Source organism: Nocardia sp. CY15, assembly GCF_009829295.1.
Classification (GTDB): domain Bacteria; phylum Actinomycetota; class Actinomycetes; order Mycobacteriales; family Mycobacteriaceae; genus Nocardia; species Nocardia sputi.
In genome coordinates this window covers 133028-145102 of the sequence record NZ_VUOT01000020.1, presented here as the reverse complement: position 1 = coordinate 145102, position 12075 = coordinate 133028, and the positions used below count along the sequence as shown (strand labels likewise).

Here is a 12075-nt window from a genome sequence, read left to right as displayed (position 1 = left end):
ACCGACGCCATCAGCATGTCCACCCCTGTACGAGGAGCAGATTTGACCGACCTGATCCACTCTTCCGCGCCGGCGAAATCCGCCGGTTCCAGTTCCGCCCCCGCGCCGTCCGCGAGCCGCGATCCGAACGGGTCGCATGCGCCGCAGCCCGGTGGACGGGTGCGTGTGATCCGCGAAGGGGTGGCGTCCTACCTACCGGACATCGACCCGGAGGAAACCAGCGAATGGCTCGAGTCGTTCGATGAAATGCTCGACCGGGAAGGCCCCGGTCGGGCGCGTTACCTCATGCTCCGCCTATTGGAGCGGGCCGGTGAACGTCGTGTCGCCATCCCGTCCTTGACCTCCACCGACTACGTCAACACCATTCCCACCGAGAACGAGCCGTGGTTCCCCGGCGACGAGGAGGTGGAGCGGCGCTTCCGCGCCTGGATCCGGTGGAACGCCGCGATCATGGTGCATCGCGCGCAGCGCCCCGGCATCGGCGTCGGCGGACACATCTCGACCTACGCTTCCTCGGCGGCGCTCTACGAAGTCGGCTTCAACCACTTCTTCCGCGGCAAGGACCACTCCGGCGGCGGCGATTCGATCTTCATCCAGGGTCACGCCTCGCCGGGCATCTACGCCCGCGCGTTCCTGGAGGGCAGGCTCTCGGCCGATCAGCTCGACGGGTTCCGCCAGGAGTACAGCCACGGCGGTCCCGGCCACGGGCTGCCGTCCTACCCGCATCCGCGGCTGCTGAACAACTTCTGGGAGTTCCCGACGGTGTCCATGGGCCTGGGCCCGATGAACGCCATCTACCAGGCGCGGTTCAACCACTACCTGCACGACCGCGGCATCAAGGACACCTCCGACCAGCACGTGTGGGCGTTCCTCGGCGACGGCGAGATGGACGAGCCGGAGTCGCGCGGTCTCGCGCACGTCGCGGCCATGGAAGGCCTGGACAACCTGACCTTCGTGGTCAACTGCAACCTGCAGCGCCTGGACGGGCCGGTGCGCGGCAACGGCAAGATCATCCAGGAGCTGGAGTCGTTCTTCCGCGGCGCGGGCTGGAACGTCATCAAGGTGATCTGGGGCCGGGAGTGGGACGCGCTGCTGGGCGCCGACCGCGACGGTGCGCTGGTGAACCTGATGAACAGCACCCCCGACGGTGACTACCAGACCTACAAGGCCAACGACGGCGCGTACGTTCGCGACCACTTCTTCGGTCGCGACCCGCGGACCAAGGCGCTGGTGCAGGATCTGTCCGACCAGGAGATCTGGAACCTCAAGCGCGGTGGCCACGACTACCGCAAGGTGTACGCCGCCTACGCCGCCGCGATGGCGCACAAGGGTCAGCCGACGGTGATCCTGGCCAAGACCATCAAGGGCTACACCCTCGGCAAGCACTTCGAGGGTCGCAACGCCACGCACCAGATGAAGAAGCTGACCCTGCAGGACCTCAAGGACTTCCGCGACCTGCAGCGGATTCCGATCAGCGACGCCGAGCTGGAGAAGGATCCGTACCTGCCGCCGTACTACCACCCCGGTATGGAGGCGCGCGAGGTCCAGTACATGCTCGACCGGCGCAAGGCGCTCGGCGGGTTCCTGCCCGAGCGGCGCGCCGCGGCCAAGCCGTTGAAGCTGCCCGGTGACGAGGCCTACCGCTCGGTGCGCAAGGGGTCGGGCAAGCAGAACGTCGCCACCACGATGGCGCTGGTGCGGCTGATGAAGGAGCTGCTGCGCGACAAGGAGATGGGCAAGCGGATCGTGCCGATCATCCCCGACGAGGCCAGGACCTTCGGTATGGACTCCTGGTTCCCCTCGTTGAAGATCTACAACCGCAACGGTCAGCTGTACACATCGGTCGACGCGGAATTGATGCTCGCCTACAAGGAGAGCGCCGTCGGGCAGATCCTGCACGAGGGCATCAACGAGGCGGGGTCGACGGCGTCGTTCACCGCGGCGGGCACCTCCTACGCCACGCACGGCGAGCCGATGATCCCGCTGTACATCTTCTACTCGATGTTCGGCTTCCAGCGCACCGGCGACGGACTGTGGGCGGCCGCCGACCAGCTCGCCCGCGGGTTCGTGCTCGGGGCCACCGCCGGGCGCACCACGCTGACCGGTGAGGGCCTGCAGCACAACGACGGGCACTCGCTGCTGCTCGCTTCGACCAACCCGGCCGTGGTGACCTACGACCCGGCGTTCGCGTTCGAGATCGCCCACATCGTGCGGGACGGTCTGCGCCGGATGTACGGCGGCGGCACCCCGCCGAAGGGCGCGGCGCCGCTACCCGGCACCCATCCGCACGGCAGCGCGGGCGAGTTCGGCGGCGAGGACGTCTTCTACTACATCTCCCTGTACAACGAGCCGTACCCGCAGCCGACCGAGCCGGAGGACCTCGACGTCGCGGGTCTGCTCAAGGGCATCTACCTGTACAAGCGCGGAGGTGAGGGCGCGGTGCGCGCCCAGATCCTGGTCTCCGGCGTCACCGTGCCGGACGGCCTGCGCGCGCAGGCGCTGCTCGCCCAGGAGTGGGGTGTGCAGGCGGACGTGTGGTCGGTGACCTCATGGGGTGAGCTCCGCAAGGAGGCGCTCGACAAGGAGATCGCCGCACTGCGCAACCCGGGTGCGGACCCGGGCGTCCCGTACGTCACCGAGGCGCTGTCGCGGGCCGAGGGCCCCTACGTCGCGGCGACCGACTGGATGCGTGCGGTGCCCGACCAGGTCCGCAAGTGGGTGCCCGGCGACTTCACCACGCTCGGCACGGACGGTTTCGGCTTCTCCGACACCCGCCCGGCCGCGCGACGGGTGTTCAACGTCGACGCGCAGTCCATCGTGGTCGCCGCGCTGGCCGGTCTCGGCCGGACCGGCAAGATCGACCCCGCGAAGGCCGTGGAAGCGGCGGCGAAATACCGGATCGCCGACGTGGACGCCGCGCCGAAGGCAGCGGTGAGTTCGGACGAAGACGTCGCGTAGCGGAATATTGGATGGTGGATCGTAAACCGCCGCGGCCGCGACGGATCTCCGAGGGCTCTTCCGAGCACGAGGTGTATCTGCCGACGGGCGCGCTCTCCCCGAACCGGCAGACGCGCGACCCTCTCCCGGACACGCTGCTCAAACGTGTGAAGCAGTTCTCCGGCCGCCTCTCCACCGAGGCGGTGGGGTCGATGCAGGATCGGTTGCCCTTCTTCGCCGATCTGGACGCCGCGCAGCGGGCCGGCGTGCAGATGCTGGTGCAGACCGCGGTGGTGAACTTCCTGGAATGGCTCCAGGACCCGGACAGTGACATCCGGTTCAGCCTGGACGCCTTCCAGGTGATCCCGCAGGACTTGGCCCCGCGGCTGACGCTGCGCCAGACCGTGGACATGGTCCGCGTGGCGATGGAGTTCTTCGAGCAGTGGCTGCCCGCGCTCGCGCGCAACGACCGGCAGCTGGTCGCCCTCACCGAGGCGGTACTGCGTTACGGGCGCGAGCTCGGTTTCGCCGCCGCCTCGGTGTACGCCAGCGCCGCGGAGTCGCGCGGGGCGTGGGACACCCGGCTGGAGGCGCTCGTCGTCGACGCCGTGGTGCGCGGCGACACGGGGCCGGACATGTTGTCGCGGGCCGCCACCCTGAACTGGGATGCCACCGCGCCCGCGACAGTGCTGGTGGGCACGCCCCCCGGGGAGCAGGGCGTCTCGTCGGTGGGCGCGGTGCACTCGATCGCCGCGCGGCACGGTCGCGCCGCCTTGGCGGTGGTGCAGGGGACCAGATTGGTGATGGTCGTGTCCGGCCATCTGGGCGAGCCGTCGCATGTCTCCCCGTTCCTGGCCGATCTGCTCGGCGAGGTGTTCTCGGACGGGCCGGTGGTGATCGGGCCGACCACCCGCACACTGGGCGCCGCCCACGCCAGCGCGGTGGAAGCGCTGGCCGGGATGGAGGCCGTGGTGGGCTGGCGCGGGGCGCCGCGACCGGTGCACGCGGCGGAGTTGCTCCCGGAACGCGCTTTGTTGGGCGATCGAGCTGCGATCGACGCGCTGAACGAGTACCTTGTCCTACCGTTGGCCGCGGCGGGGTCGTCGCTGGCGGACACTCTGGATGCCTATCTGGACTGCGGTGGAGCCGTCGAGACGTGTGCGCGTCAGCTGTACGTCCATCCAAATACGGTCCGGTATCGCCTCAAGCGAATCGCCGAGATCACCGGCCGTGATCCGATGAATCCGCGGGACGCTTATGTGCTCCGGATCGCCGCCACAGTGGGTCGTTTGACACGAACCCGTAACGAATCGTCGACTCCTGCCCCAGAAGCCACTCCGGTCGCGTTGGGTCCCGAGGGCTTGTAACGCATCCGTGGAATCGGTCGATTCGGACAGCCCACGTGGACTTTTGTGGGACCCCCACAAAAGCGCCTCCGAACCTTCATCCGCGTCGACATCTCGTGCGGCCCGCCTCACAGTGTTTTCTTAGAGGCGTGATCGCGTTGTTCGCCCCTGGACAGGGCTCTCAGACACCCGGCATGCTCGCGCCCTGGCTCGACCTTCCCGGCGCGAATGAGCGCCTGACGCTGTGGTCCAAGGCCTCCGGCCTGGACCTGGTCCGTCTCGGCACCACCGCGACGGCCGAGGAGATCACCGACACCGCCGTCACCCAGCCGCTGGTGGTCGCCGCGGCGCTGCTCGCGTTCGCGGAGATCTCGCCGGAGACGCTTCCCGCCGCTACCATCGTCGCCGGACACTCGGTCGGTGAACTCGCCGCCGCGGCGGTCGCCGGAGTCATCTCCGCCGACGACGCGGTCCGACTGGCCGCCATCCGCGGCGCGGAGATGGCCAAGGCGTGTGCACTGGAGCCGACCGGTATGTCCGCGGTGCTCGGCGGCGACGAGGCCGCCGTGCTCGAACGGCTCACCGAACTCGACCTCGTTCCGGCCAACCGCAACGCGGTGGGTCAGATCGTGGCCGCGGGCCGGTTGGACGCTCTGGCCGAGCTCGCCGCGAATCCCCCGGAGAAGGCCCGGGTCCGGGCGTTGCCCGTCGCGGGCGCGTTCCACACGGCGTTCATGGCGCCGGCGCAGGATGCTGTGACCGATGCCATAACGAAGATCACGCCGAACGAGCCGACCAGGACCCTGCTGTCGAACTTCGACGGCAAGCCGGTCGCGTCCGGACAGGACGCGATCGACAAGCTCGCCGCCCAGGTCACCCGGCCTGTTCGCTGGGATCTGTGCACCGAGACCGTCCGGCGGGCCGGCGTCTCGGCGGTGGCCGAACTGCCGCTGGCGGGCACCCTCGTCGGTATCGCGAAGCGGGAGCTGAAGGGCACGCCCACGCTGGCCCTGAAGACCCCGCAAGACCTCCCCGCGTTGGCTGAGTTGACCGTATCCGGCTAGCTTTCCTCCGCGGCCATGCATGCAGATGCGAGGTCGTGACCGAGAGTCGGTAACTATTACCGCCCTCGATCCGAAAAAAACCAGTAGAGCCCTACAAAGTAACAAGAAGGGAGCCACGAAGTGGCCGCTCTGACCCAGGAACAAATCGTCGAGGAACTCGGCAAGATCATCGAAGAGGTGACCGGCATCGAGCCCTCCGAGGTGACGATCGAGAAGTCCTTCGTCGATGACCTGGACATCGACTCGCTGTCCATGGTCGAGATCGCGGTTCAGACCGAGGACAAGTACGGCGTGAAGATCCCCGACGAGGATCTGGCCAGCCTGAAGACGGTTGGCGACGCCGTCGCCTACATCCAGAAGCTCGAGGCCGAGAACGCGGACGCGGCGGCCGAGCTCAAGGCCAAGTTCGACGCCGAGTAGGGCCGAAACTGTGACCACTCCTTCCACCTTGAACGGGAATTTCCCCAACGTCGTCGTAACCAGCCTTGCGGCGACCACGTCGATCGCGGGTGACGTCGATGCGACGTGGAAGGGACTCCTCAACGGCGAGAGCGGCATCGACGTTCTCGAGGATTCCTTCGTCGAGGAATACGATCTTCCGGTCCGCATCGGCGGTCATCTGAAGGTCCGGCCCGACACTCTGCTGTCTCGTGTCGAATGTCGGCGCATGGCCTACGTCGAGCAGCTCGCGACCGTGCTCGGTCGCGAAGTCTGGCGGAACGCGGGCAGCCCCGAAGTCGACCCGGAGCGGCTGGGTGTGGCCATCGGCACCGGATTGGGAGGCGGCGACGCCCTCATCGATTCGGTGGACAAGCTGAAGAACGGCGGCTATCGCAAGATTTCGCCGTTGGCTGTGCAGATGGTCATGCCGAACGGCCCGTCGGCCGTTGTCGGTCTCGAACTGAAGGCCAGGGCAGGAGTGGTCACTCCGGTCTCGGCATGCTCGTCCGGCTCCGAGGCCATCGCCAATGCCTGGCGCATGATCGTCATGGGTGACGCCGACATCGTCGTCACCGGTGGCGTCGAAGGCTTCATCGATGCGGTGCCGATCGCGGCGTTCACCATGATGCGCGCGATGAGCACCCGCAACGACGATCCGAAGGGCGCTTCGCGTCCCTTCGACAAGGATCGCGACGGCTTCGTCTTCGGCGAAGCGGGCGCGCTCATGGTCATCGAGACCGAAGAGCACGCCAAGGCCAGGGGCGCGACCATCCACGCGCGACTGCTCGGTGCGGGCATCACCTCCGACGGCTTCCACCTCGTCGCGCCCGATCCCACGGGAGACGGCGCGGCGCGGGCGATGACCAGGGCGATGCAGTCCGCGGGTCTGACCAAGAAGGACATCACGCACATCAACGCGCACGCGACCGCGACGCCGATCGGCGACACCGCCGAGGCGAATGCGATCACCAAGGCCGTGGGCAACCATGCCTCGGTGTACGCGCCCAAGTCGGCGCTCGGCCACTCGATCGGCGCCGTCGGCGCCCTGGAGTCCGTGCTGACTGTGATGAGCATCCGCGACGGCATCGTTCCGCCGACGCTGAACCTGGAGAACCAGGATCCGGAGATCGATCTCGACGTGGTGAAGGGCGAAGCCCGCCGCCAGGAGATCGAGTACGCGATCAACAACTCCTTCGGATTCGGTGGGCACAATGTGGCGCTCGCCTTCGGTCGGGCATAGCCGCGCGATCGACTGCACACGATCCCGGCGGGGTCGGCCATCGAACTGGCCCGGCCCCGCCGTGGTTCGACTTACGCAGCCGCGCCAGCGGCCCACTTTTTGAGGTTGAGGAGACCACGCGATGACAATCATCGCTCCCGCGTTGCATCAAGAGACGGCAACCGACCCGCGCGATCCGCTCGGCCGACTCCAGCGTTTCTTCGATCCCGGGACCATCCTTCCGCTGCACCCGCGTGACAAGTCCGGCGTGCTCGCTGCCATCGGCGAGGTGGACGGCGTCCGCACCGTGGCCTACTGCTCCGACGCCACCGTCATGGGCGGCGCGATGGGCGTGGAGGGCTGCAAGCACATCGTCGACGCGATCGACACCGCGATCGATTCCGGCGTCCCGGTGGTCGGGCTGTGGCACTCCGGTGGCGCTCGCTTGGCCGAGGGCGTCGAGGCGCTGCACGCGGTCGGCCTGGTCTTCGAGGCCATGGTCCGCGCGTCCGGCCTGGTTCCGCAGATCTCCGTGGTGCTCGGCTTCGCCGCCGGTGGCGCCGCCTACGGTCCGGCGCTGACCGACATCGTGATCATGGCTCCGGAAGGCCGCGTCTTCGTGACCGGACCCGACGTGGTCCGCAGCGTGACCGGCGAGCAGGTCGACATGGCCACCCTGGGCGGTCCCGAGACGCACGGCAAGAAGTCCGGCGTCACCCACATCGTGGCCCACGACGAGGCCGACGCGCTGCACCGCGCGCGCCGCCTGGTGTCGATGTTCGCCGAGCAGGGCGAATTCGACCTGGTGGCGGCCGAGCACGGCGACATGGACCTGAAGGCTCTGCTGCCGGAATCGGCCAAGCGCGCCTACGACGTGAAGCCGATCATCCACGAACTGCTCGACAACGTCGACGGCGAGTCGTCGTTCGAGGAGTTGCAGGGGCTGTACGCCCGCAGCATCGTCACCGGTCTGGGCCGTCTCGGCGGCCGCACGGTCGGCGTGCTGGCGAACAACCCGATCCGCCTGGGCGGCTGCCTGAACTCCGAAAGCGCCGAGAAGGCGGCACGTTTCGTGCGGTTGTGCGACGCGTTCGGCATTCCGCTGATCGTGATCACCGACGTCCCGGGCTACCTGCCCGGTGTCGGCCAGGAGTGGGAAGGCGTCGTCCGGCGCGGCGCGAAACTGCTGCACGCGTTCGCCGAGGCGCGCGTTCCGCGGGTCACCCTGGTCACCCGCAAGATCTACGGTGGCGCCTACATCGCGATGAACGCTCGCTCGCTCGGTGCGACGGCTGTCTACGCGTGGCCCGGTTCGGAAGTGGCCGTCATGGGCGCCAAGGCCGCGGTCGGCATCCTGCACAAGAAGGCCCTCGCGGCCGCGCCGGAGGAGGAGCGCGAGGCGCTGCACGAGCGGCTCACCGCCGAACACGAGCGCATCGCGGGCGGCGTGGAGCGCGCCATCGCGATCGGTGTCGTCGACCAGGTCATCGACCCGGCGAAGACCCGCAGCACCATCGCCGCGGCGCTCGCCGCGGCCCCGGCCCGCGCCAGCCACCACAAGAACATCCCGCTCTGATCGAACCATCGAAGCGGGCTCCGGCACGCTTGGTTCACGCGGTCGCCGCAACGCTTCTATTCGAGGGGCTGCGGCGACCGTGTCGTTTTCGAGGGATGGGCGCGATGCGCGTTGAAGGCGTTACAGCTGCCACCACCAGTCGATGCAAGGTATCCCAGGCGCTTGGACTGAGCCATCGGCAGGCGTATCGATGACGGAGAAGAACTCCGACACCGCCTGACCGTCGACGATGTACCGCGGCACGGTCAGCGCCCAGTCGATGTTCCCGCGTATGACATGCCCGAGATCCCGGATATATTGGCGGGTATCGACGCTGAACTCCCCTGCTCGCGCGCTCAGCGTGAGGAATCGGCACATGATTCGGTCCCGCAGCGAGATCGCGCGTGAGACAGCAGACCCACTCGAACACCCGTCTTGCGCGGCGAGGACCTCTATGATGTTCTGCCGGTTGGCTTCGCCCATAACTACGGTCTTGGCGAAGGAGTGCAGGTCGTTATCCAACGCCGCTATCAGCCTGGCCATTTCGGACAGTGCTCGGATCGTGGGGTGACTGTATTCCGAGTCGGGAATCTCGTAGCCGGTCACCAGTTCGGTCATCACCGTGACCACCTCGCCTGCGGCATTGTTCAAGCGGATCGTCAAATACCGATCGAGATCCGGTACGCCTGCCGCCGCGATCTGGGCGGTCACCCCGAACAACCAGCTGCGATGCGCGTCGACCCAACGTCGATGCTGGGCGTGGGTGACCTGTGCCGAGAACCGTGTCGAGAGATCGACGATGGCCGCCAGCGTCGGATCTGTCTCGCGGGTTCGGGGATCGGGCGTCTCCAGCAATCGCATAAGCCGATGTGTATAAGCAACGAAGCCCGCGAGATCCCTCGCGAGGGCACCGTCGTCGCTGCGATCATCGAATGCGAATCCCCAGTAGTCCCAGTCCGCCGCGATCTGCAGTCTGTCGAGGATGCCGTGGGGCGCCACACGTGCGGCGAACTCGGCCGATCTCGTGGCGAGCAGGCGGCGCCGGTACTCGGCGCCCCCGAGGTGGTCGAAGCCGGCCAGCCACTGCATCGACGCCATTTCGAGCTCGCCGGCCTGCGGATGTACCGCGGATTCGATCGGGCAGAAGACGGCGATCGGGGGGAGACGACGGAGTCGGCTGTCGACATCCACGGTGTTGTCGTGCCGACCGGTGGGTGTGCATCCGATCATGACTGCGCTACACCGCTCTCGGCGTGAGTTCGGGCCATTACCCGGAGGCGAAACGCGCGCGGTCGCAGCGCCATGGCCACGGCGGGTCGGACCGGCCGCATCGAAGACGGCAGCAGCTGCCATCGGCGGGCGATTGTGGCGAGTGTGAGCGTGGCTTCGGCGAGCGCGAAGTGTTCACCCGCGCAACGTCGGGCGCCGGCACCGAATGGGATGTAGGAGGGGCAGTCGTCGAGTCCGGGATCGGCATTCCAGCGATCCGGATCGAATCGGGACGGCTCGCGGAACATGGTGGGGAGGCGGTGCAGGAGGTACGGGCTGTAGACCACTGCGGTGCCGGGAGCCAACCGGTATCCCCCGAGCAGTGTTTCGGTGGTCACAGTCCGTGTGAACAGCCACCCCGGCGGGTAGAGCCGCATGGTCTCGGCCAGCACCCGGCGCGTCGTCGTCAGCTCGCTTGCGTGGCCGTATCGCATATGGCCATCCAGCGATACCCGGTCTGCTTCCAGCTGCACAGCTCGCCAGGTAGCGGGGTGCCGGGACAACAGGTACAACGCCCAGGCCAGGACGCTCGCGGTTGTTTCCGATCCCGCGATGAAAAAGGCAGTCAACTGATCGTGCAGCGAGTCCCTATCGCACCGAGCAGCGCCCCCATGTGCCGCGATCAGGCTCGACAGCAGGTCACCGTGGTCGGCGCCCTCGTCGAGCCGCTTGTCGACGATCCGATCGACGAGCCGGCGCAGGCCGGCACGCGCGCGGTGATAACGGAGATTGCGCCGAGTCGGGAGTTCATCGAGTGGCCGTGGAAGTAACATCTGCCGGTAAAGGCCTGTGACGATCGTCGTGACATCCGACAGTGCATGGTCGAGTGCAGCGGGTGTCAAACTCTCGGAAAACATCGCCGCCAGGAAACTGCGAAGCGTGATGTGCAACATCTCGGACAGTACGTCGATGGTTTCACCGTCGCGCCATCGACCGGTCACCGCATCGATCTCCCTGGACATCGCGGTTGCGTAGCCAGGTAGGCGCCCGCGATGAAAGGCAGGCTGAATCAGGCGGCGTTGCCGTCGGTGCGCGTCGTGCGAGGCGGTGATCACGTTGTCGCCCACGACATGCCGAGCGACTTCGAACAATGGGCCGCCCTTGTCGAAGACGCGGTCGTTACGCAGCACCTGCTGGGTGAGAACCGGATCGCACACCACAACTGCGGTAGCCATCGGACCGATCCGTACCCGGACCAAACCACTGTCGAGGGCGGACAACGACTCGAGGAATGTCCACGGTTGTCGTAGCAGCGCCAGACTGTGGCCGATAAGAGGCAGCGCACCCGGCGCGGTCGGAATCACGGGAGCAGCGGATCGCTTCATCAGGTGGCACTCGTTCTTTCTTGCCGGCACTGCGCCCGAGGGGCGGCACCTCGTGAGCGGCACCCGTTCTCGGCGAATCGTCAGCATACGCACAACGGCGCTTTCCGACCAGATGGTTCGTGATATGGATCACATACCAGGCTGTCGGTCGCAAGTCGCCGCCGTCATCGCTCGGGGAGTCAACGGGACTCGGGTCCGACCGCTGATGCCGCGCTGCTTCCCGGTGGTGGCAAACCTCCGGTCACCCACCCCCAGCGGTAGTGAGGTTTCACGGGGCGCGGGCGGGGGAGCGGTCGGTAGCATCGGGAGGTGCGCTACGAAGAACTGGCCGATGTGCCGTGCTCGATCACGCGCCCACTCGTGATCTTCGGTGATCGCTGGACTCTGTTGATTCTCAAGTCATGCTTCTCCGGCATCCGCAGGTTCAACGCGTTCCAGAGCGCACTGGGTATCTCGCGCAGCAGGTTGCAGGATCGGCTGGACCGGCTGATCGACAATGGCATCCTCGTCAAGCAGAAGGCTGCCGTGGGGGCACACGAGGAATACCGCCTCACTCCCAAGGGGCACGACATCTACCCGATTCTGCTGGCCATCCGCGATTGGGGCGACACCTACATGGCGCCCGAGGGACCTCCGGTGCGCTACCGGCACCGCGACTGTGCGGGCGAGGCACATGTACGCCTCGAGTGCGATTTGTGTGGAGAGGAACTCACCGCCCGCGATGTCACCCCGGAGCCGGGTCCGGGTCTGCTCGACGCCACCGGTGCGAAGGCTGCGGGCAGCACGCGCTGAAGGGTGTGCGCCGGGCGCCCACGTCAGGAAGCCCGACATCCGAGGGCCGCAGCCGACTGCGCCGCGTGCGCAGAAAGGCGGCCAGCTCGGCTCGATTCGGCATGAGGACATTCTGGCGCACGGCCAG

At 67.3% G+C, this 12075-nt stretch carries 9 protein-coding genes; 7 read left to right on the top strand and 2 right to left on the bottom strand.

Going from position 1 to position 12075, the window contains the following annotated elements:
• Positions 1–42: 42 nt before the first annotated feature.
• From aceE to GVY39_RS21490, 6 genes are all read left to right on the top strand, one after another.
• A complete protein-coding gene (gene aceE, locus GVY39_RS21515; RefSeq protein WP_159927342.1) occupies positions 43–2958 on the top strand; it encodes a pyruvate dehydrogenase (acetyl-transferring), homodimeric type in 2916 nt (971 codons plus the stop codon).
• A gap of 11 nt (positions 2959–2969) precedes the next feature.
• Positions 2970–4304, top strand: coding sequence for a CdaR family transcriptional regulator (locus GVY39_RS21510; RefSeq protein WP_236565581.1), 1335 nt, complete (start codon positions 2970–2972; stop codon positions 4302–4304).
• 128 nt (positions 4305–4432) lie between these two features.
• Entirely contained in the window at positions 4433–5347 is a 915-nt protein-coding gene (locus tag GVY39_RS21505; RefSeq protein WP_159927340.1) for an ACP S-malonyltransferase, read from the top strand.
• A gap of 120 nt (positions 5348–5467) precedes the next feature.
• Positions 5468–5767, top strand: a complete 300-nt coding sequence (gene acpM / locus GVY39_RS21500) for a meromycolate extension acyl carrier protein AcpM (protein WP_014982996.1) — start codon at positions 5468–5470, stop codon at positions 5765–5767.
• Between the two features lie 10 nt (positions 5768–5777).
• Positions 5778–7028, top strand: a complete 1251-nt coding sequence (locus GVY39_RS21495) for a KasA/KasB family beta-ketoacyl-ACP synthase (RefSeq protein ID WP_159927338.1) — start codon at positions 5778–5780, stop codon at positions 7026–7028.
• A 121-nt stretch (positions 7029–7149) separates the two neighbouring features.
• Positions 7150–8583: an acyl-CoA carboxylase subunit beta gene (locus GVY39_RS21490; protein ID WP_159927336.1), complete on the top strand. Its 1434-nt coding sequence runs from the start codon at positions 7150–7152 to the stop codon at positions 8581–8583.
• Positions 8584–8703: 120 nt separating this feature from the next.
• On the opposite strand, the gene GVY39_RS21485 is transcribed toward GVY39_RS21490, so the two are convergent.
• Both GVY39_RS21485 and GVY39_RS21480 read right to left on the bottom strand, forming a co-directional pair.
• A complete protein-coding gene (locus tag GVY39_RS21485; RefSeq protein ID WP_159927334.1) occupies positions 8704–9660 on the bottom strand; it encodes a hypothetical protein in 957 nt (318 codons plus the stop codon).
• A gap of 128 nt (positions 9661–9788) precedes the next feature.
• On the bottom strand, positions 9789–11156 hold the full coding sequence (locus GVY39_RS21480; protein WP_159927332.1) for a cytochrome P450: 1368 nt from the start codon (positions 11154–11156) through the stop codon (positions 9789–9791).
• Between the two features lie 309 nt (positions 11157–11465).
• On the opposite strand from GVY39_RS21480, the gene GVY39_RS21475 reads away from it, so the two are divergent.
• Positions 11466–11948, top strand: a complete 483-nt coding sequence (locus tag GVY39_RS21475; protein ID WP_159927330.1) for a helix-turn-helix domain-containing protein — start codon at positions 11466–11468, stop codon at positions 11946–11948.
• The last annotated feature ends 127 nt before the right edge of the window (positions 11949–12075 follow it).

Bases quoted from the DNA above. Each gene is read 5' to 3' on its own strand.
- GVY39_RS21485 (WP_159927334.1), bottom strand. From the start codon at position 9,660: ATGGCGTCGATGCAGTGGCTGGCCGGCTTCGACCACCTCGGGGGCGCC.
- GVY39_RS21490 (WP_159927336.1), top strand. From the start codon at position 7,150: ATGACAATCATCGCTCCCGCGTTGCATCAAGAGACGGCAACCGACCCG.
- GVY39_RS21510 (WP_236565581.1), top strand. From the start codon at position 2,970: ATGGTGGATCGTAAACCGCCGCGGCCGCGACGGATCTCCGAGGGCTCT.
- GVY39_RS21480 (WP_159927332.1), bottom strand. From the start codon at position 11,156: ATGAAGCGATCCGCTGCTCCCGTGATTCCGACCGCGCCGGGTGCGCTG.